Origin of the sequence: Listeria booriae, assembly GCF_000766865.1 — a bacterium.
Lineage (GTDB): Bacteria > Bacillota > Bacilli > Lactobacillales > Listeriaceae > Listeria_A > Listeria_A booriae.
The window spans coordinates 191,116-212,236 of the sequence record NZ_JNFA01000011.1; the positions used below are offsets into that span (position 1 = coordinate 191,116).

General features: G+C 38.7%; 24 protein-coding genes. All 24 read right to left on the minus strand.

The features are described from left to right. Window positions 1–142: 142 nt before the first annotated feature. A complete protein-coding gene (locus EP57_RS04170; RefSeq protein WP_036084476.1) occupies window positions 143–556 on the minus strand; it encodes a DUF5615 family PIN-like protein in 414 nt (137 codons plus the stop codon). After that, window positions 553–966 carry a DUF433 domain-containing protein gene (locus EP57_RS04175; protein ID WP_036084477.1) on the minus strand — a complete coding sequence of 138 codons (414 nt, stop codon included), beginning with the start codon at window positions 964–966 and terminating at the stop codon, window positions 553–555. Before EP57_RS04175 ends, EP57_RS04170 begins: the two co-directional genes overlap by 4 nt. A 17-nt stretch (window positions 967–983) precedes the next feature. Further along, a complete protein-coding gene (locus EP57_RS04180) occupies window positions 984–1,535 on the minus strand; it encodes a hypothetical protein (RefSeq protein WP_036084478.1) in 552 nt (183 codons plus the stop codon). A 392-nt stretch (window positions 1,536–1,927) separates the two neighbouring features. Continuing rightward, a complete protein-coding gene (locus tag EP57_RS04185; protein WP_036084479.1) occupies window positions 1,928–2,464 on the minus strand; it encodes a T6SS immunity protein Tdi1 domain-containing protein in 537 nt (178 codons plus the stop codon). A 153-nt stretch (window positions 2,465–2,617) separates the two neighbouring features. After that, window positions 2,618–3,181 carry a T6SS immunity protein Tdi1 domain-containing protein gene (locus EP57_RS04190; RefSeq protein ID WP_036084480.1) on the minus strand — a complete coding sequence of 188 codons (564 nt, stop codon included), beginning with the start codon at window positions 3,179–3,181 and terminating at the stop codon, window positions 2,618–2,620. A gap of 233 nt (window positions 3,182–3,414) precedes the next feature. Beyond that, complete coding sequence (locus EP57_RS04195) at window positions 3,415–3,738, minus strand: hypothetical protein (protein ID WP_036084481.1); 324 nt, start codon at window positions 3,736–3,738, stop codon at window positions 3,415–3,417. A 12-nt stretch (window positions 3,739–3,750) separates the two neighbouring features. Further along, a complete protein-coding gene (locus EP57_RS16400) occupies window positions 3,751–5,370 on the minus strand; it encodes a T7SS effector LXG polymorphic toxin (RefSeq protein ID WP_052167544.1) in 1,620 nt (539 codons plus the stop codon). After that, window positions 5,367–5,735, minus strand: coding sequence for a hypothetical protein (locus EP57_RS04205; protein ID WP_036084482.1), 369 nt, complete (start codon window positions 5,733–5,735; stop codon window positions 5,367–5,369). Before EP57_RS04205 ends, EP57_RS16400 begins: the two co-directional genes overlap by 4 nt. Further along, entirely contained in the window at window positions 5,735–6,019 is a 285-nt protein-coding gene (locus tag EP57_RS04210) for a DUF3130 family protein (protein ID WP_036084483.1), read from the minus strand. Before EP57_RS04210 ends, EP57_RS04205 begins: the two co-directional genes overlap by 1 nt. Window positions 6,020–6,222: 203 nt before the next feature. Further along, on the minus strand, window positions 6,223–6,588 hold the full coding sequence (locus EP57_RS16405) for a hypothetical protein (RefSeq protein ID WP_052167545.1): 366 nt from the start codon (window positions 6,586–6,588) through the stop codon (window positions 6,223–6,225). 59 nt (window positions 6,589–6,647) lie between these two features. Further along, a complete protein-coding gene (locus tag EP57_RS04220; protein ID WP_036084484.1) occupies window positions 6,648–7,154 on the minus strand; it encodes a hypothetical protein in 507 nt (168 codons plus the stop codon). A gap of 12 nt (window positions 7,155–7,166) precedes the next feature. Beyond that, the gene (locus tag EP57_RS04225) at window positions 7,167–8,162 is read right to left on the minus strand and encodes a bifunctional lytic transglycosylase/C40 family peptidase (protein ID WP_036084485.1); all 996 of its coding nucleotides are present in this window, start codon (window positions 8,160–8,162) and stop codon (window positions 7,167–7,169) included. After that, the gene (locus EP57_RS04230) at window positions 8,159–10,213 is read right to left on the minus strand and encodes a CD3337/EF1877 family mobilome membrane protein (RefSeq protein WP_052167546.1); all 2,055 of its coding nucleotides are present in this window, start codon (window positions 10,211–10,213) and stop codon (window positions 8,159–8,161) included. The genes EP57_RS04225 and EP57_RS04230 overlap by 4 nt, the downstream gene beginning before the upstream one ends. A gap of 17 nt (window positions 10,214–10,230) precedes the next feature. Next, window positions 10,231–10,563 (minus strand): STIV orfB116 family protein, encoded by a 333-nt coding sequence (locus EP57_RS04235; protein ID WP_036084487.1) that lies wholly within the window; start codon window positions 10,561–10,563, stop codon window positions 10,231–10,233. Window positions 10,564–10,578: 15 nt separating this feature from the next. Continuing rightward, window positions 10,579–13,074 carry an ATP-binding protein gene (locus EP57_RS04240; protein WP_149028032.1) on the minus strand — a complete coding sequence of 832 codons (2,496 nt, stop codon included), beginning with the start codon at window positions 13,072–13,074 and terminating at the stop codon, window positions 10,579–10,581. Then, window positions 12,962–13,486, minus strand: a complete 525-nt coding sequence (locus tag EP57_RS04245; RefSeq protein ID WP_036084490.1) for a conjugal transfer protein — start codon at window positions 13,484–13,486, stop codon at window positions 12,962–12,964. The genes EP57_RS04240 and EP57_RS04245 overlap by 113 nt, the downstream gene beginning before the upstream one ends. A 12-nt stretch (window positions 13,487–13,498) precedes the next feature. Next, complete coding sequence (locus EP57_RS04250; protein WP_036084491.1) at window positions 13,499–13,735, minus strand: TcpD family membrane protein; 237 nt, start codon at window positions 13,733–13,735, stop codon at window positions 13,499–13,501. Between the two features lie 3 nt (window positions 13,736–13,738). Then, complete coding sequence (locus EP57_RS04255; RefSeq protein ID WP_052167547.1) at window positions 13,739–14,797, minus strand: conjugal transfer protein; 1,059 nt, start codon at window positions 14,795–14,797, stop codon at window positions 13,739–13,741. Between the two features lie 47 nt (window positions 14,798–14,844). Then, a complete protein-coding gene (locus EP57_RS04260) occupies window positions 14,845–15,042 on the minus strand; it encodes a hypothetical protein (protein ID WP_036084497.1) in 198 nt (65 codons plus the stop codon). A gap of 23 nt (window positions 15,043–15,065) precedes the next feature. Next, window positions 15,066–15,389: a hypothetical protein gene (locus EP57_RS04265; RefSeq protein WP_036084499.1), complete on the minus strand. Its 324-nt coding sequence runs from the start codon at window positions 15,387–15,389 to the stop codon at window positions 15,066–15,068. A 14-nt stretch (window positions 15,390–15,403) separates the two neighbouring features. After that, the gene (locus EP57_RS16920) at window positions 15,404–15,550 is read right to left on the minus strand and encodes a hypothetical protein (protein ID WP_159106412.1); all 147 of its coding nucleotides are present in this window, start codon (window positions 15,548–15,550) and stop codon (window positions 15,404–15,406) included. Window positions 15,551–15,688: 138 nt separating this feature from the next. Then, window positions 15,689–16,702 (minus strand): replication initiation factor domain-containing protein, encoded by a 1,014-nt coding sequence (locus EP57_RS04270; RefSeq protein ID WP_036084502.1) that lies wholly within the window; start codon window positions 16,700–16,702, stop codon window positions 15,689–15,691. A 347-nt stretch (window positions 16,703–17,049) separates the two neighbouring features. Further along, complete coding sequence (locus tag EP57_RS04275) at window positions 17,050–18,981, minus strand: DUF4434 domain-containing protein (protein WP_036084504.1); 1,932 nt, start codon at window positions 18,979–18,981, stop codon at window positions 17,050–17,052. Between the two features lie 120 nt (window positions 18,982–19,101). Then, window positions 19,102–21,099 carry an LPXTG cell wall anchor domain-containing protein gene (locus EP57_RS04280; RefSeq protein ID WP_036084506.1) on the minus strand — a complete coding sequence of 666 codons (1,998 nt, stop codon included), beginning with the start codon at window positions 21,097–21,099 and terminating at the stop codon, window positions 19,102–19,104. Window positions 21,100–21,121: the final 22 nt, after the last annotated feature.

Here is a 21,121-nt window from a genome sequence, read left to right on the forward strand (position 1 = left end):
GCTGATTAAGAGTCACGAAAAATGATATTAGGCTCTCTAATCATTGCTATAGCTACACCTAGTTTGTGAAATTGCTTGTTTTATGATATTTATTATGCAAGTTGCTATTTATTTGCAACACAAATCGCTATATTCTGCGTTATCAGCTGATAGGAAATTTAGTTGTACATATAAATCTTCCCTGGTCCTTTTTTACGTTAACGATATGATTTCTAAAACCTGTTGCTGAATTAGACACTATATAAATATTAATGGCATTACATATATCTGGATTAGCTTTTCTTGTCCAACCTGCCCTATGCTTATTCCAAAACAAGCCTTCATGCTGCTTCACCCTAAAATTAAGATTGGGCGGTACTTGAACAACAAAGTCTTTACCGTTACAAGTACATAAGCACGCTTCCCTCTCAATTGCTAAGTCTAGCACCTTTTCATCAGTTATACCTACTAAATCCAAATCCCGAATATGCGTACATTCATAACCTAGTTGTTCAAAACATGCCGTTGCTTGAGGAGTTATATTTTCATCGAGTAACAAAGAAATTTTCCCCATCATTCGTAAGGCTCACTTAAAATATTAATAGTGTAAGAAAGAACATCCTCGAATTCATTCTTAGTAATTTTAAAATCTTCTTCTATTGCGGAAAATTCTTCTCCATCTTTTAGGTAACCTAAAATCGTCGTGATATTCACTCTAGTTCCTTTAACAACAGGCATCCCAGACATAATATTGCTTTTCAATTCTATACTTAAATGTTTTTCAGATACTCTAGAAAAATAATATTTTAAAAACAAATTTCCAAAAGATGTTTCTGTAGATTCCATTCTCTTATCTACCACACCAGAGCATTCTTGATCTAAATCCTTAATAAACTCAGGCTCCACCTTTAAATACGCTTCTTGTATCCTTTTCGAAATTAACTTTTCCTGTTCGAAAAAATCCATTCCTTCCATTTGCTTTAGCATTATTTTCATCCCTTTAATTAAGATTTTTCAAGCTCATTCATATCATCTGATGCTTTAACCATTGCCTCTATAAATAAGTCTACATCTTCTTTTCTCAGTTCTAAAGATGTCGTAGTCTCTACTCCATCCATATTTACTGAAGTAATATGTATGCCGTGATGGTAAGCCAAAATATTAACTCTATTATCTCCTGAACGCTTGGTTAGAATCTCGCTTTTTATACCTGTAAGTACACTATACCCAAAAGATTTTTCTAGCTCTTTCTCTATCATAAGCTTCGTCAATTCTTCCTCACCAAAAGCCTCTTCCAAATCTCCAAGCAATAAGTAATCATTCTCGTTTAACTTATTATGGTTAGTATACTTATCAATCAGCCTAATGCATTTGAAAATTGATTGAACAAGTTCCTTCTCTTCAAGCTTATTTGTTTTATTAGAGTTATAATTCTTTACCGCATCTTTTACAGCCTTTCTCTCGATACCTTGCTCTCCATCTTTTTGTCTAAAATCTATTTTTATTGCATTTTGAACGTACAGTTCTCTAAATAAAAATACTAAATCTTTTTCCATAAATTCCACCTCCATATTTTATTTAAATTTGGATACATACATAGTACCATTTCATCCCAATAACTTCAATGTTTAACTCAACATTTTATACATGAAAGTCATTGTCCTTGGCGAAATCATGACTATTATAAACATGGATTTGAAATATGCCGAAAACTGCACGTGTGCAATTCCGAAGATTATATTGATTACTTGGCCGTAGAAAAACCGCGCCTCTAGATGAGCTAGCCCAATTAATAAATTTCCCTCCCAGTATAGAACCTGTTACGCTACTTGATTCTAAGTCACAAAAAATGATATGTAGCACTCTAATCATCGCTATTACTATCCCTAGTTTGTTAAACTGCTTGTTTTTCAGAAAATTTATTTGCTATTAAGTTTTATTTCATTGATCATGCCAAAGCAGAAATCAAGAGGATGTGCTCCCTCAATTTTACTTTTTGCAGATTCTCCACTTTTTCGGCACCACCAAGTGTTAATAATGGCATATAGCCAAAACATTCGTCGTAGGCTGTCTCCCCCAATTGTTCAACAGCTTCCTGATATTGCGCCAATTCAAAATACTTTTCTTTAAAATAATCACTTGCCAAATCATCAAGAAAAAAATCAAATCCTGCCGCTATTCCTTCAAAGGTTCCCATCCGATAATTTAATTTTCTCACGTATCTGTTATCTTCCCAAGTAATTATATCTCCCATACTCGTTGCGAATATAGGTATTGATACCTCACTTCTAAAATAGCCTTCTTCTAAAATGTCTTGGAAATTATCAGGATTAATGAGTTTAAGATATCCGCCTAAAAGAGTACCCACTCCATATTCTCGCCAAATGTTCACTAATTCGTCAGGGACGCTTCCACTATATTTTGTACACACATCTTCTGTTACTTGATCTATCGAAATAAAGCCATTCATCACTTTATGTTCCATGTTATTACCTCCCAACTTTAAATGCTACATTTAATTTTTTAATAGATACTGAAAGCTCTCTTTACTATAAAATATAGCATAACAAAACCGAATTATAGATTTCCTCATAAATACTCCCTTTTTTAACTTCCCGTAAGTCAAGATACGCTTCAACTATTCAACAGGTCCTACCAAAGCCGATATTAATAAGATATGTTCTTTTAATTTCACCCTTTTTAGGTTATCTACCTTTTCAGCTCCCCCGAGTGCTAGTAATGGAACATAGCCAAAACATTCTTCATAGGCAGGGGTTCCGTTTTTTTCCTTAGCCCCTTGATATGGATACCATTCTAAGGCTCTATATCTAAATTCATCTTCTTCTAAAAAACGCAGAAAATAATCAAAATTCGATGCTAAGACTCTTGTTTTTCCCCATCTATAATTAACCATTACCACATAAGTATCTCCGTCAGCTTCCGTCTCTAATAAAATTAAATCCCCCATGCTCGTTGCAAATAAAGCTATTGTATTCTCGCTTCGAAGACATGACTCTGTCAGTATTTCTTTATATTCCTCAGGATTTACTATTTTTAAATATCCATCCATACAAGAACCGAAACCAAGCTCATTCCATAGTTTCATCATAGCGTTTGGAATTTTGTCAGCATACTGTATTTTCAAGTTTTCTTCAACAGCAAGGACCGTTTTAAAGTCATCAAAAATATTGGTTTGATTCATTTTATGTCATCTCCTTTAATGCCTTAACCTCACGTATTATTTAATTTCTCTTTTCTGTGCCTATTCTATTGATATATAACTTTTTTCTATTACCTGCCACAATAATCGCTACATTCTATTTACAAATATCTTGCACTCTCAAACTCATCAATTAGTATAAAGTAAAAACAGCCTAAGTTTCACAACCCAAACTGCTTTAAATTTCCAATATCTTGCGGCTCCTTAAATATACTCTATAAAAAAGCTCCCATAACCAAATTCTTACCATCATCGTCTAACGAATCAAATAGCTCGCTATAACCTAATTCTTTTAAAGTTGCTATAGCTATAATCCTCATTGTTGTTGCGCCTAAGCCTTTCCCAGAGATTTCTCTTTCATCCATTGCAATAGCCTTCACTTCATTTAGTACATTTTCTTCCTGCAATGACCTTTCCGCAGTCTCCTTTAATGTTTGATAAACTACTGATATACTAGCCGAATTTAAATATTGACAAATATCCTCGGATGTATACTGTTGTTCACTTATTTTTTTAGCTATTTTAAATGCTGATTCCATAATACCAACTCCTTAATGTAGAGATTGACCAAATATGATTTGATTTCTTTCACGAATATAATTCTCAAATAATTGATTTGCTAACTGTCTATTCCCTGTCCGCTCTGCAATTTGTATTTCTTTCATGTACGCATTAAACTCTAACTGCACCCTATTCTTAATTTGAAAATTGAATGCATTTCCTTTAAATCCTTGAGCAGCATCATCTAAGTAATGCTGTTGTTCATGTATTAATGCACTGTAGGAAGATTTGCTATCAATATTCAATTGTGGTTGTTGGAAATCCGTTTTAGGAGCATATCCCATGGTACCATTCTCTTTCATAACAACTTCTACGTTCTGATTTTTTAAATTATTAATTGTCTCATTCCACTCAACAGGGTTAGAATTTTTCCCTGATCCATAAACTACTCTGGCGGGGTCAGCATTGTAAGTATCAAAACTATACTCCTGCTTTCCTACCACTTGAAGATTTAAGTTGTATAATTCCGACTGCTGATTTGAAGAATTCTTAGCTACATCCTTCCAGTATTGATTATATCTAATACCATCCTCTGAACTCATGTTACCGAATGAACTAATATCATTCTTATACATAATTGCCGCTGTACTTAGTCCAAGCCCCAGTACAGCATCGTATAGTCCACTTTCATCTAGTTTTCCTTTCCATTCTTCTACATGGGCTGAAGCTTTAAGTATAGAACCTGTTGCTCCAGAATAGACTTCTCCAGTAAGGTAGTATACACCATCTTCCCATGCTTTATTAATTTTCCTATTCAACTCATCCGATGTTATTATACTATACTTACTAGCATCAAGGTATTTCCCACATCGATTTAAATATTGATTTAGTTCGCTATTGCTCACTCCTACACCGTTTTTTTCTAATAACCACATAATTTGTGGCTCTCCATTTTTACCTTTGTAAACCATTGCTAAAACCTGATAATTATCTAATTCTTGTTCAAGTTTAGGGTTAATTTTTCTTGCTTTTTGAAGTTCTTTATTTAAGTCCTTCATAGCTGGCAAGAATCCTATAGAGAAGCTGTAAACACCTGTTTGAGAACTGAAATTAACTTGATGTAATATTTGATCAATTGCACGCTGAATCGCGTGTACAAGTGTACCAAATGATTCAAAAAAATGGGCATGACTTTGTTCAAAGGCAAGATATTTTTCTAGAATCTGCTCTTCTTCCATCGCATCATACAATTCCATTGAAAATTTCTGCACTTGTCCCTGATGAAGGGTTGCAGTACCAATGCTTAACGACTGTTGCAATTCTTCCTTTTTCCTTTTAAGTGTTTGGACTTCTTGTGCAACTTGTTGCAAAACATCTGCATCAATTCTTGTATCAGATGCTGAACTGACTTGATTATAAAAATCTTGAATATACTTCGATAACAGCTGTTCACTCTCATCCATTGCCTGTAGCACAGCATCACAAAGCCTTCCATAACCCGTTTCAAAATATGCTTTTGAAGCATCTATCGCTTGTCCTGTTAGGCTTTTATCACCGACATAAGAGTTTATTGTGCGCTGAAAATCTCGCAATACAATTTTAGCATCCGCATTCGAATTTGTAAGCGTTCTTAAAAATGACTCAATTTCTCCAATGTCAATTCGACTCATTTAAACCACCTCGCTTGTAGTTCTTGTTGTTCAGTTTGGAAATTTAAAAGTCGCGTTTTACTTTCCTGTATTGACTCTTCTATCGCATCTTCTTGTTGTCGAATTTCTTTTTTCCATTTACTCAAATCCCTCTGCTGTTGCTCCTCCAAATAATTATGAAATCCCCTCGCATCAGCGCCTTGCCAGCCTTTCCTTAATGTATCTAGTAGTTGCATTTCTTGTTTATGTATATGTTCCAAATCTTCCCCTAGCCATTGTTGCCCTTGCAATTTTTGCCGCAATTGAAACACCTTTTCTTCTTCCTCTTCCTGTTGTCTTTTATTTGTTCTCAGCGAGGTTTCTATCAAGTGGCTGTCTTTATCCATTACCTTACCTCCATTTGTCCAATCTCTTGCCCTAGCGCTCGGTCTTGTTTAGCAAATGCCGTACCCATTTGCTTCACTCTCAACGCATCTTGGCTAACAGCTTGCTGTATTTTTTCAACTGCTAATACTAAGTCAACCAAGTTATTTCGAAATTCATTAATAGAATTAGCTCTAGTATAGCTCATATTGCCATTTCTTAAAGGTGTATATGCTTTATTATCTATTTTGCCAAACAAAGTAGCATACTTCTGCAAATTTTCTTCGTCTACTTTTATTTCACGCATAAACTTAATCTCCTTCTCATCTAAATATTCCCATAATCAGTATATCATTTCTTGAAAGCGAAACATGTGTCTATTTTGTGAACTTTACAAGTATTCATTTTTTCTATACATCTTAATAAAAAGCATACCCAACCAAACGATAGGCATCCATCTTAATTAAACATCTATCGTTTGGGCAATATTAAAATAATAACAAGGACTTATCATTGATTCGAAGGTTTTACCTCCCTCCCATTCTTTTCTTCGTATTCTAATTTAGCATCTTCTTTTACATATTCTTTGTCATCATAAGATGCCTCTTCATAGCTACCATCAGACATTCTTTTAAAAAAGGACTCGTAATTATTTTTTCCGAATTTCAACTCAATATATTTGCCGTCATCATACACTTTCACATCTGCAGTTTTTCTATTTAGTTCATCTGCAATATCTGACATATAATTAGATGACATCGACTTCTTATCTTGCGCAACTACTTTATCAATCACTTCATCATATTTACTTCCACCGCATGCTACTAAACTTACCAAAAACATCAACATCAATCCGAGCATTCCTATTTTCTTCATGTCATTTTCTCCTTTTTTCGATTAGTATAGCAACACGTTTCAGAAGAATCCAATATTTTCTATAAGTTCGTTAAAATTAATACGTTATCTACTAAAAATTGCTGCTTTTGCTTCACTAAAATCGTTTGAATCAACATTTTATTTGTACTGCGAATGTTATTTACAGATGTGGTGACTTCTATCACCGTCAAAAATTGATAGCTAGCTGCATTCCCTTCTCTATGATACATCTCGATATGGTCTATTTCATTGACAACTTGCAAGTCAGTTTCTTTCTGAGGCTCACCTGCGCTTGGAAATGCCATCGCAAATCCCTTCGCAGTTGTCTTTACTTTCGCCTGTTTTTGTTTGTCCTCTATACTCTGATTACCAAAAAGCATGCGAAGAAAAGCTTGATTAACATCCGTCGCCTTAGACTGCACATTCAATGCTTTCTTTTCCTGCGCCATCACGTGCATTTTTTCTTTTACACTTTGTTCCTCCGCCCTACTTTGTTGAACCAGATATCCACATACGACTATTACAAGTAATGTGATTACACTTATACAAAAGATGACCTTCTTCATTTCTACCTCCTCCTAATTCAATACACGACCATAGCTGTAAAAATGAGCTTTCCAATACCCCGTTGTGATTGAACTGTACTCAATTCCTGAATCGTTGCTGTTATACATTTTACCTCCGCCAAGGTAAATGCCCACATGGGTAATCAACTTTCCTGCATATGTTCCTGAAAAGAACACTAAATCACCTGCTCTTGCTTCCGTTTCACTAACTCTTTTTGCTGTATTGAATTGTTCTTGTGCCGTTCTTGGTAATTGCACACCTGCCATTCGGTAACACCATGAAGTAAGACCTGAACAGTCAAAACCGCTCGCAGGATTCGCACCTCCCCATACATAAGGGTTTCCTTGGTATTTAAGCGCTTCATCCAATACTTTCTTAAAATCGCCAGATGCTACCGTACTTCCACCACTTGATGTTGCTTTCAAATAACGCATCACATGATCCACATAGGATGGGTCACCGTAAGACTGCCATCCTAATTTACTCGCTTCGTAGCTACTAAAAGACAGGGCTAGCTCTTTAGTATAAGCACCTCCACGTGCCAATACATAATCGATAAAACCACCCCCATAATTGTAACTTTGCAAGGTGAGTTTAATATCCCCATGTGCTTTTTGGAACACATTCTTAAAATGTTGAATGCCTACATCAATACTACGTTCAGGGTCTAAAATGCTATTCGGTGGTAAACCAATGCTTTCGGAACTTTGCATGACATCTAACACACGTCCACCGCTTTCTTGCATTGAGAGTGCCATAATCACGTTCAACTGCGCTGTCATCCCGTACTTTTGCGCATATTTCTCAAATAATGGACGAAAACGTTCAATTTCTGGAGCTAATCCTGTCGAGCTGTATGCACTATCATTTGTGTCTAAATTCGTCGATTCTTGTTCCCCGTCGTCTCCCGAACCAGCCATAACAGCGACAACAATCAAGCACAAAAGCAACATGCTAACGAAAGGGAGTAACGGAACTCCCCATCGAAGCAGTATTTTCCACATCATGTCACATCCCTCTTTTCTGTTTCCGTATGCATCCTCTCTATATCTGTTCCTGTGCTTTTGGTGTCTCTTTGCTCAAACACAATATGCCTAGTATCTTTATGCTGGCTCCTTTTATGCACATCTGAAGCTTCTTCCTGCTTCGCTCTTTCTTGTTTAGTTCTGGTGTTGCTTGTTTCCGATAACGGTTTGGACATTTTTTGCTGTGGTGTTCTCGATAATGGTACTTGTACATTCGCTTGTTCATCAGAAATAGAAGCTGTTGCTTTTGAAGACGCTGGTTTTCGACTTGCGGTACTCGTTTGTGTCGGTGTTGCCGATGTAGATTCTGTTTCTAACCTGTGTTCACTTCCTACACTTTGCATCACTTCTCGTTTACGCTGTGTTGTTTGTCTTGAGTTCATAGCTCCTACTCGCCTGACATCTTTTTGTGACGTACGCACTTCGGGTGTCGTTGGTTCATCATTTATCGGTGTATACACTTGTGGGGTACGTTCAGGTTCCACATTCTCAGGCGATTCAGGTTCTCCCGTCGAACTAGGTGACTCCTTTTTCTTTGAAACTTTTGATGCAATCCATCGTGATGGTTTAACAATTGTTGTATTAATCGTTGCCCCCGCAACATGTCCTGTTTTCTTCGCGGCTTCCCATGACGGCTGAACAACTTCTTGACGCACACGCTCAATCATTTTATTATCCACGCTTTTTATTTTTCCTGCTGTAACATAGGAAATCGCCTTATCACGCTTGATGTATAATAAAATAAGTAGCCCAGCTGTCACAATTAAATTTAAGGCATACAACCCAAAACCCAATGGTGGAATCATTAAATCGACAATAAAACACATAAGGTAAACGCCCACGACTAAGAGACCGAGTAACGCCTTAATAACAAACACGGAAATCAAGCGCTTCAAGCCAACATACCCTGAATTCGCCATCCACGGCAACCAAGCAACAAAGAACATGATAGGCAAAATAAACGCAATACCTAATGCCAGTAACTGGAGTAAAAAACTAAAGAACGCTAACATTAAAAATGGAATGCCCAAAGCAATAGCACCCATAAAGCCGACAAAATTTACGCCAAACTGTGTATACACATTTCCATCCGCCATTTCTTCATTGTGATATTTTGTTATTTCCGTTTTATCAATGTAATCCAATTTCGCTTTTTCACCATCACTTGTCAGTTTAAAACTTAATAACGTATCTACTCGATTTAACCCTTTTGCCTCCTTCGCAACACTATTAATCTTAGACGCATCTGTAGAACCAAAGTTAGCAATCAAAAATGGCTTTTGCAAAGCCATATCAAAATACACATTACGCATAATTGCAACTGTCCCTTCCACCTCTTTTCCAGCTTGAATCTTATTTGTATCTTCATAATTTCCTGAACCCCCAAATGTATGGACAATTATATTTCCCACGCTCATAAGTTTTCCTTGCGCTTCAATGGACACGGCATTCATAGTTTGCATCATATACCCTGCATTTAACATCCACCATCCACCGATTCCTATTACTAAAAGCATCATAATAAATCGCTTGATAGCTTCTTGTGCGTTTAATTTTATGAAAAACAAGTAGGCGATAAAACCGATACCTAACATAAAAAATAACTGTCCAAAATTCGCTTTAAAAACTTGATACATATCCGTAGACACTTGCGTTAGCTTCGTTGCAAAAGTGTCAATTGGTTTTAAGTTGTACAGTACATCCATTCCTGTATCGACAATGTTCACAACCATCTGAGAGAGTGAGGCAAAAACATTCGCTAAGCCTAGAAAGGCACCTTTAATTTTTGAATCCGCTGCTTCATTATTCGCTTGATACCGTGATAAAGGAAATCGTTTAATGTGTAAACTTACCCCAGCTTTTTTCACTTCTTTTGGCTGTGTCACATTATTTGGGTCTTTCACAGCTTTCTCCGCATTTTGCGTATTTACTTCTTGGAGTGTGGCAGACGCATCATCTGCCGTCACTTGATGCGGGATTGACACAAGCAACAAACAAAACAACCCTACGAGTAACCATTTTCGTTTCTTCATACAGGCACCTCCTTTCTCTATTCAATTTTTTGCAATAAAAAAAACGCATACGCGCTTGTTTTTAAATCTTGGACATGTAAGCATTTATTTTCAGGCAAACGATCATACAGCTTAAAACAAATGACAGGCTGATGCGTCCGTTGTTTAAATCGTTGTCGATTAACTTCGACTGGTATTCCTATTAACTGTGATAAAAAGGAAGCTGTAGATGTATGTCCAATGTAGCTTTCTAAACCATTGGTACGTGCATACGACCGTATCAAACATTTTGCTTCCATCGTCGATATTTCTTTGGCTTTATAACAGCCTGCATTGGTGATAACCAGACTATTCAGCAAGGCTAGTTTCATGTCATGACACCTCCTTCATAGATAGCGTTCTTCCGCATAGGCGACGCTCGATTTTTCAATGGTCGCGAGTGCGCCTTCCCATTCGCTGAATAGACATTCGACACTGATTTTAGCTGTGCGCCCATAGTAATCTTTGAATAAACATTGCCCTTGAAACATGCTTTCCAACATGTCCTCATTTTCTTTCGTGGTCTCCATGTTCATCCAGCGTAGTACCGATTGTCGTTCGTTTGGTTCATCAAACGCAAATGCCATCCCAAAATTGCCGCTATCTTCTTCTGTAAGTGCATCTTTCGTAGATTGAGAAATAAAGTACAACGCATTATCATAAGAACGTCCTACGCGACGCATGCTTTTTTCAACTTTCTTTCCTTGAGGACTCGCCGTAATCATCCACGCCTCATCGATAAACTCTAGCGTTTTTTCATCTTTATTTTGACCAAATAGTTCACAGAACTTACCCAGACAAAACATAATCGCACATGATTTTAACTGGCTATCCGTATAACTGGCAAATTCATCTGTTGCCTCTGGTAAATCTAAGTTTTCAATTTCAATGATACTAATTCGCTCCGTTAATGAAAGAGCTGGATTCGAACCATCATGAATCACTAATTTCAAAATCGAATCTGCCACAATTTCATGCAAAAATGCGGCGGCTTCCTGAACTGCTTTGTTCTCGGATGTTGCCATTGTTTCAATGACTTGTACAGAACCCACTTGTTCCCCTGCTTGCTTCCGCTCAATCACCGACGTAATCGCTTTTAAAAAGGCAGTATGCACCACGTCCTTCCCCTTAAAATCATAGACCTGTTGAAAGACTACCTGTAACAGCTCTTTTGCCTCCATACTTGGAAGCAGAACAATTGGGTCTAATGCGCCCCAATTCTCTGGCTCACGTGCATCCAATGTGACATAATGCAATTTCTCTAAATGCGCTACAAAGAGCGGATACTCTTCTCGTATTTCTCTATTTTTGATGATTTTACGTATCCACTTTCGCATTTCTTTTTTCGGGTCAATATACAAACTTTTCACATCAAGCATGGAGATATACAAAAATAGCATTTTTGCCAAATAAGATTTGCCATTACCTGTATCTCCTGTAATAAGCACATGTGGGCTTCTTGTCTTAGAGCCTTTAATTTGTCTATTCGCCATAAATGGGTGATACAAAACAAAATCCCTGCTTGACTGAATGGCACTTTCCAAATCCGTATGCTCATTAAATCGGTCAATCCAACCGATGTGAAAACCAATCTTGCTACCTACTTCGGCATTGACGCCAAAACAGCATTCACCTAGCCCATCTTGTGTCGTTTTTTGAATCCAATTTTTATCTGTTGCTTCGAGTACCGCGCCAGGTAACATCTTATAAAACAGATATAATTGGTCTGCGGCAGGCACTTGGCATTTGATACCCGCGCCTTTGAGATGACGTCGAACAATGTTGGCTTTTCGCTGGCATTCCCTTTTGCTTTCTCCTGTAATGACAATGGTTGCCAACCAATTCATCATATTAATGTTGTCTTCTTTGATATCTTCTTGGAGTCCACGAATCATTTGTTCGCTCCGTACCACGGATTTATCCGCATGGTCGCCCGATAGATTCTGCTCCTTCTCCGTCTCTCGTAATTGCGTTTTCTTCATACCAAGCGATGCTTTTGTCACACTTTTTGACTCCGCATGCACTTTCATATTGACTTCTACATTAAACGGTAAAGACTGCGCTTCATAAAACAAATCAGATTCTGCCATGTTATCTAGAAATTCATCGACAACTAGAAAAGTCGTAAATCCTGTTTCAAAATTACTGGACAGCCGTAGCGTATCCATCTGCGTTGGATCAATCACCGTATTAGTGATAGCCCCCACCGTGTTATTTTCTTGTTCTACTCCTACCTCATGTTCTAGACCTCGAATAAAGTTATACCGATTAAAATAAATCAAGTCATCCTCTGTAATACGCTGTCCTTGCACACTTGCCATTACTTGTGCCAAACTGTCCTCGACTTCATCATACTGTGCAAAAAATTGGTCGGTTTTGTTTCGTTCCATTCCAAAAACATTTAACAATGTATCCGTCGTTGTAGCTAGCACAGACTGTATATTTTCTTTTAAATTAGCATCCAAACTAATCGCACTTGTTTTTAATTTAATACCTACTAGAAAATCATACTTGGTTAATTGTCCCAATCTCGCTTTTAAAATACGGACAGCTTCGGTGTTATAATAGCCTGCCAAATCCTCCGCATCCATCGCAATATCCGCTTCTAATTCTCCAAAACGTGCTTCCAATTGATAATCTTGCGGGTACATACTCAAATGAAAATCTTCGTACTTCGTCACTTCTTCAAAGAAGCGTCGCCATCGCGTTTTATAGCCCGTCACGACATCCTTATTCTGCATCGGTATCGACTGGCTTTTGATACGATAATACGCGAACACGTCGCCCTTCCTCGTTAACAGTAAATTCTCTTTGATTGCCTTCATCGGCGTTTTTAGTTGCATGTCGCTCTTCCACCACCTTTACTAAAGTTCGAAATGTTATTTTTTTCTCTTGTAATAAATCTGTCGGCTCATCTTGGCAGAAAGTTCGCTTTCGCCACTTTACAGTACAAAGATATTTGCTAAGGTCGTACAGATATAAATAAATGTTCTTCCCGTCTGGTTTAATCTTGATAATTAAAAAAGTTAATCCCAAGGGTATGCCTACTAAAAAGAAAAACCACGTATGAGAAAACGCATGAGGAAACCCCATGCGTCGAATACCATATCCCACAAAAAAAGTGAGAACAGCAAAAAGAATAAAATTAATCGCTGGTACCAGTTCAATCGCAAAGGGTAGGCTCACATCATTGTACAGATGTCGAATCTGCTTCGGTTGCCGCATCGCCTTTCGATAATTAAAGATCATACGCATAAGATTGCCCCCTTATAACATTTTGAAAAAGCTAGTAACCCAGCCTGTAATCAAGGTATAATTCGTAATCGCAAATCCTACAAACCCTCCAGCAATAAGCGCTACAATAATTTTGCCAATACTCATTTTCGCAAAATGTTTAACTACTTGCCAAGCCACCAGAATAACAACCGCTTGTGTAAAGACTGTGAGTACCCAATGCTGAATGGTAGCCAATGTAGGTAATGCGCCTATAATGAATCCGTGCATGGTTTATTCGCTCCTTTCATGGGACAACTTGGTAACAAAATATTGTCCCTCTTTTTTAATAATATTTATGGTAAACGACTCGGAAGTCGGAATTTGAACCGTCTTGTCTCGGAACTGTACGGTCGCCTGTACTTGGAATCCTGTCTTTGTCTTTACAACATACGTATCCACGACGTTATCAAACGCTAACATACCCTCTAAGCTTTCTGGCTCTTTCATCATGTAAGCCATATCTGCCTTAGAAGCCGACGCATATTTGGAGAAAAAATCAACAACAAACGTATCAATATCTTTTTTCTCCGTGCCATCGTATTCCGCGGGTGGCTCGCTTTTCTTTTGCGTCACCTTGGCTTGCAAAGGATAAATTTCTGTAAAGTATGGTGCCTCCTTCACAGCATAGCCTTCCCCATTGGAAACAACGGGAATATTCAACAGCGCTTCTTGGCTAACGGCTTGTGTTGTTTTGACAGTATTCTTTACCTTCTTCGTTTTTCCTTTTCCTGCTGGCACGACTTTCTCCACTACTTTTGTCGTTGGCAGCTCATTGACATACGAAACCTTGTACTGAAATAACGTACCTTCTTTTGTGGTTTGTGTATTATAGAGATTTACCGATTTCAACGTACGATTACCTTTGATGTCCTGTACGGAAAAAATCGATGTCGTTTGTTCCCCATCTGCCGTTTTGACCATATATACCTGTAACTGTTTCTCGCGTTCTTCCAGCTTTTGCGCATCATTGACTACCGTCATATACGTTTGAATAAAGGATTGTAAAAAATTATTTCCTGCCACCACATTGATTCCAGTGTCACCCCCGCTCGTTACTTTCGGTTGAACAGACTCACGCTCTAGGTCATTCACAATCGACCGCGTATTCAAAGCTAATAAAATCCCTATACACGCGAAAAACAAAATCGTGAACAACAAGGTATACAGCCAAAAAGCAAGCAATCGCGAATGGTCTCGTTGTAACTTACCTCGTTGTTTTTTAGGACGTTCAAGTGTTTTAGCCCCTGCTATGATTCGTCTCCACCAACTTTTTTTTGGCACTTCTTCCATGCTCATCCCTTCCTTTCCATAAAAAATAAGCCTCTTGGATTAGGCTTTTAGCAGTAGTATTTAATATACGTTCGGTCGGCGTCTAGTGCGTGCAGTAAGCGTTGGTCTGTAATATTAGTTGCATCTAACGCTTTCCCTTGTGCCACCATATCTACTAGTTGTCTCCGTAACTCTTCAAAGATTGCTCCTCCGAGTTCTGGGACACAGTCTCGTTGCAAATAATATATTTTATAAGTGGCTTGCATGCCTAAATCCCCCTTTCTTTTGGCTAAATACCATGATGTTGCCGTTCTTTTTGTCTTCTCAAAAAACCGTCTACACGCGACAATACTTCTTGAATGGATGCCTGTCTGCAATAAACATCATAGCGTGTCTGTTTTTGATTCATATGTTTTTGATACCTAGCTTTATAAAAGGTGTACTTCAATTCAGATGATCCACGCACTAGCTTACCAGATGCGGTTCGGTATCCTCGCAATCGTTCACCTTCCACTACTAGCATCGTGTATTTACCAATGTCTTTCGTGAACACATAGTAAGGAATTCCAACATTAAAACCCAAAGCTTGGAAAGCTCTATTCACTGTCTGCATAACTTATCACCACCTCAAGATACTATCTGTATAGCAGTTCTTGGCACTTTATATACGCCAAAACCGTCTTGCAGATAGACAAACGAACCATCAAACATAATGTCAAATACCTCATAATATCCGTACACTTCTAGTTGTATATCCTCTACTTTTTCAATCAATTGTATAGTGTCTCCTATCTTTAGCATGTCATTCACTCCATTTTTAACATAAAAAATAACCGTTCCATGAGATACGGTTTTTAATATGTTATGTAATTTATTTAGACCTATGACAATATTATCTGCAATTTCACAAAATCATGTAACAATTATCATATCCTGTACCTCAGCTGTTAATACTTTTAGCATTGCCTTATGCTTATCTGACAGTACAGCTTCCTCTATCATCGTTTCCAAAGTGGATTCTTTGCCTAAAATTTCGTCTGCCATTTGCACCAATTTCATAGATGCGGAAACCTGCGATTTCAACCAATACTCCGTCTTTCGATAAAATGCCGTTTCAGGTACACTGGTCAACTTTAACGCCTCTGTGTCTAAGAGCAACTGTTTCCAACCTTTCTTTGTTTGTTGCCATTTTCGTTTGTCTGTAGGCACTTCTTGCGCCTCAAATCTCAAGTATTCCATCAGAATGCCTTGACTTAAAAAAATGAAATTGCGTGTCTCTAATAGTTTTCGCAACGCTGTGTCCGCGCGTTCATCACGCAGCCTGATTTCATAACGATTCCAAAAGCCGATATCTTCAACATCCACATTTAATTTTTTAGCTTGCTCATGGTCTTTTTGATACATCGCAATATAGACCGCACTTTTCTTTGAACCAAAGTAAAGCGTCACGCCTTCCACAGCACCTGTGCTTAAATTGCCCGAACCATGGAAATCGAAGGCTCTAAAATGGGAATCGATATAGCCTAATTGCGCCTGCATCATAATTTCAGGAATTGCCAAATAACCATGACGGTCATCCATGGCAATATCCAGACGCGTTATTCTCCCGCCTTCTTGCAAACACTGTTCTAGAAACATAAACCAGTCACGCCCTTGTGCTTGTAAAATGCCCTCGAGCTGTCGACAGCCCTGTCCACCAAGCTCTATCATGATGCCTCTTTCATCTGTAGGAGACGAGTTATAGATACGAATTTGGTCTAGCTGGAATAATTCAGCATACCCAAATTTAGAGCTTGCGTCATTGTAAAAATAAGCTTTTTTAATCCGTATGACTGTTTCTAGAAAATGCTCTATATCATGACGTTTGAATGTCATTCGAAAATAATCTAATTTGCCACTAATTGGCTCTGCAGGTCCATATTTCACTTAAATCAACCTCCATTTTCATTTGGCTTTATCCATTGGCGTGCTAAGTCGCAACGCTGTTTCTGTGTCTTCCTCTACCCCCCTGTTAGTAGTGGGGGGTTCTCGCTCTGTTTCGCGCGCACCCCTACGTTGCCACTGGCTCCCGCTGGTCGCCGACGTGGCACGCGCGAAACATAGCTACTACTAACGCCTTTCATTATAATTTCAGTTGTTGGCATACACATTTTGGCACGGTATTGTTCCAAACCTAAGCCAATCTGTGCATGTTATATAGTACGCCTAAATTCTTTCCATCGCTTCATGAAATAAAACAATACCTATTTATTAGATAGTCCCTTTCCTAAAGTTTATAAAACCAGAAGTTCGCGCATGAATAGAAAGACATTGTATTCTAAACGTATTTTAATATCTACAATCCGACCTTGTGTCGACATTCTTGGGAAGCCCCAATACCAATACTCACCTGCTTGATACGTATTTTCACCCACCACAGGTTTTGTGAAATCAATTTGCGGCATACTTGGTTGTTCGGCTGTTGCATAGGCATGTCCATCCACTTCGTATTGGATAGTCGCTGGGATACGAATAGACGCATTACGGTCTTGCACAAAAGACATCCCAATTGCTTGGATTTTTTGTATCTTTCCTAAATCTAAACGAAGATGTGCAAACCCTTCGGCATCCGTATATATTTGTTCTTGAACCGTGTAATCTTCTCGCTTCTCTGTCCAAGGCGCATAGGGACGATGCTCTGTTAAGCGAGTAGCCACCACTGTATTCCCCTCATACGCAAACCCTTCGGATTGTTCTGCAAAGGTGAGTGTTTGGACTGGCAAACCAGTAGAAAGCGCTTGAGCATTTACCTTTGTTATTTTTTTCGAAAAATCAGAAATGCCGTCCGCAATGGTGGCTGGCAATGATAACTCGCATGTGTAGGGTAAACTTCGATTGCCGTAAGCATCAAATGCCATCAATTCATAACGAACACTGGCATGCGGTAGCACTTGGTTATCCGTAAAAGTAAATGTTGTTTGTTCCTTTTCTGCATTCATCTCTTTTATTTTAATGCGTTTTCCAGCAATCGTACGATAAAGTACATAGCCTGTTTCATCTCCAACACGCGTGACATGAAATTCGATATTATTTTGATTTTGCACATCATAAGTAACCTTTGGTTTCTGCACAAGCTTTGTTGGTACATAGCCAATGCGTTGGCTTTCTGTATACGCCTGATAATACGCCTCATTATTCGCTTGCCCCGCAAGAAAATCTTGGCTCATCGGCATCAAACTGTGCGCACTAAATGAGATATGGCGTTGCACATAAGGCTCAACGGCTTGCATATTTTTCTCCAACCGCGTTATATCCATCGTGTTAGAACCAGACATACTATATGATTCTGGATTATTCCACAATTCGATTGTTGCAGAGCGTTCTTGTAGTTTTCTATCTGCATTACTAGTTGTTATCATATCCGCCATGGAACGATACCATGCACCCAATTGGTCAGCTGATGCACTTTCCCATCCTGCACCATCTTGTGGCATCAGCGTATCTAGTTCCGTCCGAAAGAACACATTCTGCCACATGGTGTTCCATTGGGACAGTTCACTTTCGGAAGGTTGCTTCAAGTTCGTGTATAGCAACGGACTGGTCACAATTCGCCCTTTCGGCAACAATTTTCGTAAGTGGGTGGTTACTGGTTGTAAGTAATCTTCAATCCAACGATCCAGCGCTTTTCCTTCATATAAATTTGCATTATCTACCTCAAAAGGGAGATAGAAACCTTTTATCTGCGCACCGTAAGATGATTCATAAAGTTGCATCATTTCGTCTGCAATTTGAATCGAAAATGTCGCACTCTCTTTCAAAAACGCTTGATTTTCTTTGGAATCGAAATGATTGTACAAGGCTTGGAACCAAGCCGTTTCACTTAACTGTAACGGTAAGTAGACACCCAAGTTATTGTCTTTGGCACTTTGTAGTGCATAACCTAATTGCGCTTGCTCAGAAGCAGATGCAGTGTCCGTCGCCTGAAAACGCTTCGTAGGGTAATAAAATGTTTGGTGGTTCGCATCTATATAATTTACAGCAATTTGCGGAATAAGCACTGTCATACCTGCTTTAGCGAGGTTGTTCGAGATGCTCTGATATTGCGCTTGTCCCCATACCTTCTGTTGTTTCTGCTTTGCTTCTTCTGGTGAAGCGACTAAATCATTCCGAATAAACATGCCAGACATACGTGGTAAAGACTGGGCGTGACCTTGTATATTGTGCATCAGTATCCCTCCTATTACCACAAATAATAGCATAAACCAGTGCTTCCTTGTCATTTCTCATCCCTCCTTTTGAATCAAAAAAGCGTGCATCCTATAAAAAGACACACACTTTTTTGAAGATTAATGCATTGCTTTTTTCTTTTGATACCGACGATAGACGAGATAGCTACCCGCTCCAAGAAGTAGTATACCACCAAAATAAACGAAACCTTTATTCGATGTATCCCCTGTTTTTGGAAGTGGTTTGAAATCCACAGATGACGCTGGAGATACACTTAAAACAGCATCCTCTGTTGCTTTCTCGCTTTTTACAGGAGCCACTTTAGAATGCGTTACAGGTGTTTTCACTGCTATCTTTGCTGGAGAAACAGGGACAACCTTTGGCAGTTCTGGAGATGTTGGTTGACTTGGTGTACTTGGTTGACTTGGTGTACTTGGCTGATTTGGCGTATCAGGTACATCAGGAGTATTTGGCTCATTCGGTTGTTCTGGCGTATTATTAGGTTCGTCTGGCTTACTAGGAACCTTTGTATTGGGTACTTCTTTCAAATCTACCGCTTGTTGCTCTGCAGAAATTTCGACAGAATAAGTCTTATCTGATAATTGATAACCTGCGGGGGCTTTTGTTTCTCGCAACACATAGGACCCTGCTGGTATATCGTTTAAAGCTCCCACGCCTTTGTCATCTGTCGTAATAGTCGCATACACATCTTGCGTGGCTTGATTCGTTAAGGTAAATATAGCACCTTTTAGTTTAATACTCGTATCGGAACTATCCACCTTCTCAAATACAAGGGAACCTGTTGCTTCTACAACTGGCGGTGTCTTATCATTTGAAATCGTTCCTAAATCTACCGTTTGGTTTTCCGATGAAAGAATCACAGGATAGGTGACATCGGATATTTGATAGCCATCAGGCGCTTTCGTTTCTTGTAACACATACGAGCCATATGGAATATCCGCCAAGCTACCCACGCCGTTTTCATCCGTCGTAATCGTTGCATATACTCCCTGTGTCGCTTGATCCATCAACACAAATTCAGCGCCTGCTAGTTTAACCGTAGCATCCGCACTATCCGCCTTTTCAAAAGTAAGGGCGCCTACTTGAGATTCACTATCTCCTGAACCTTCTCCCGCAGATTGATATTGGGCAGGAGATTGCCCTTGTACACGGATTGGTTCGCTACCATTACCATTAATCATACCTTGCGCATAGAGTTCATTCGTATAAAGACTCGCCCCATCATCTGTAATTTGTGTTTCATAGATGATATAAAAACTAGATGTAGTAGGTAATGTTCCGCCAGTCAATGTTGGAAACCCTTGGAAGGAAGCATTTTCATAGTGCCATCCTGTATCCGTTGCTTCCGTTTGTAAGAAATGACTCATATCAAAATCATAACCATCATGCGAAAGATTACGTGAACCATCGGCTGTGATGGGTTCTGCAACTTGATACGCACTAATACTATCTTTAACTAGCTTCTGATTAGAACCAACGACATCTTGAAAAATAAATGGGTATGCTTCTGTCCCTACCACATCTAATTGATTATAATTGTAATACGCTACCCATTGTAAATTCCCATTAGCCGCAAAACCAAGGGGTACCTTTTTCATAAGTTCGCTCTTATCAACCATATCTTTATATTCTTGAATGACCATATCTAAGGATATGCTTTGTCCATTTAGTTCTACTGACAAAGGAACCGTCTCTGTTCCCGACACATTCTCTGTGTAGTTGACTGGTAATGTAACTTGCACAAGTTGAGCCGTCGTATTTTGTGAAGCTTCTAGTGTAAAACCTGTCGCATCTGGCGTAACTTGAAAAGCATCGCCAATAGCAAACGTGGCATGATTATACCCTAGTGCATTTGGCTGTTCCAATGTAATATGTGTCCGCTCCCCCGTTGTCATTTTAGGCATATCCAGCGCGAAATGAAGGGAGAATGTATCGGCAAAAGCTGTGGCACTTGTTTGTCCATCTGGATAGGTTACAGTGACATTATCCAGCGTTGGATTTTCTGCCGCATTCACCTTTCCTTGAGGTGATGTTGCCATGCTAAACAAGAATATCAGGATACATCCGACTAGCCACCAAGTATTCATTTTTTTCATTCCAAATTCCTCCTTTTCTAAT

What these genes read in the sequence shown, in the direction of transcription:
- EP57_RS04265 (WP_036084499.1), bottom strand. Translation starts at nt 15,389, where the DNA reads ATGCAGACAGTGAATAGAGCTTTCCAAGCTTTGGGTTTTAATGTTGGA.
- EP57_RS16405 (WP_052167545.1), bottom strand. Translation starts at nt 6,588, where the DNA reads ATGAAGAAAATAGGAATGCTCGGATTGATGTTGATGTTTTTGGTAAGT.
- EP57_RS04250 (WP_036084491.1), bottom strand. Translation starts at nt 13,735, where the DNA reads ATGCACGGATTCATTATAGGCGCATTACCTACATTGGCTACCATTCAG.
- EP57_RS04230 (WP_052167546.1), bottom strand. Translation starts at nt 10,213, where the DNA reads ATGAAGAAACGAAAATGGTTACTCGTAGGGTTGTTTTGTTTGTTGCTT.
- EP57_RS04260 (WP_036084497.1), bottom strand. Translation starts at nt 15,042, where the DNA reads ATGCAAGCCACTTATAAAATATATTATTTGCAACGAGACTGTGTCCCA.
- EP57_RS04280 (WP_036084506.1), bottom strand. Translation starts at nt 21,099, where the DNA reads ATGAAAAAAATGAATACTTGGTGGCTAGTCGGATGTATCCTGATATTC.
- EP57_RS04170 (WP_036084476.1), bottom strand. Translation starts at nt 556, where the DNA reads ATGATGGGGAAAATTTCTTTGTTACTCGATGAAAATATAACTCCTCAA.
- EP57_RS04220 (WP_036084484.1), bottom strand. Translation starts at nt 7,154, where the DNA reads ATGAAGAAGGTCATCTTTTGTATAAGTGTAATCACATTACTTGTAATA.
- EP57_RS04190 (WP_036084480.1), bottom strand. Translation starts at nt 3,181, where the DNA reads ATGAATCAAACCAATATTTTTGATGACTTTAAAACGGTCCTTGCTGTT.
- EP57_RS04180 (WP_036084478.1), bottom strand. Translation starts at nt 1,535, where the DNA reads ATGGAAAAAGATTTAGTATTTTTATTTAGAGAACTGTACGTTCAAAAT.
- EP57_RS04210 (WP_036084483.1), bottom strand. Translation starts at nt 6,019, where the DNA reads ATGCGTGAAATAAAAGTAGACGAAGAAAATTTGCAGAAGTATGCTACT.
- EP57_RS04245 (WP_036084490.1), bottom strand. Translation starts at nt 13,486, where the DNA reads ATGCGTATGATCTTTAATTATCGAAAGGCGATGCGGCAACCGAAGCAG.
- EP57_RS04185 (WP_036084479.1), bottom strand. Translation starts at nt 2,464, where the DNA reads ATGGAACATAAAGTGATGAATGGCTTTATTTCGATAGATCAAGTAACA.
- EP57_RS04275 (WP_036084504.1), bottom strand. Translation starts at nt 18,981, where the DNA reads ATGCACAATATACAAGGTCACGCCCAGTCTTTACCACGTATGTCTGGC.
- EP57_RS04240 (WP_149028032.1), bottom strand. Translation starts at nt 13,074, where the DNA reads ATGCAACTAAAAACGCCGATGAAGGCAATCAAAGAGAATTTACTGTTA.
- EP57_RS04235 (WP_036084487.1), bottom strand. Translation starts at nt 10,563, where the DNA reads ATGAAACTAGCCTTGCTGAATAGTCTGGTTATCACCAATGCAGGCTGT.
- EP57_RS04205 (WP_036084482.1), bottom strand. Translation starts at nt 5,735, where the DNA reads ATGGATAAAGACAGCCACTTGATAGAAACCTCGCTGAGAACAAATAAA.
- EP57_RS04195 (WP_036084481.1), bottom strand. Translation starts at nt 3,738, where the DNA reads ATGGAATCAGCATTTAAAATAGCTAAAAAAATAAGTGAACAACAGTAT.
- EP57_RS04225 (WP_036084485.1), bottom strand. Translation starts at nt 8,162, where the DNA reads ATGATGTGGAAAATACTGCTTCGATGGGGAGTTCCGTTACTCCCTTTC.
- EP57_RS04175 (WP_036084477.1), bottom strand. Translation starts at nt 966, where the DNA reads ATGCTAAAGCAAATGGAAGGAATGGATTTTTTCGAACAGGAAAAGTTA.
- EP57_RS04255 (WP_052167547.1), bottom strand. Translation starts at nt 14,797, where the DNA reads ATGGAAGAAGTGCCAAAAAAAAGTTGGTGGAGACGAATCATAGCAGGG.
- EP57_RS16400 (WP_052167544.1), bottom strand. Translation starts at nt 5,370, where the DNA reads ATGAGTCGAATTGACATTGGAGAAATTGAGTCATTTTTAAGAACGCTT.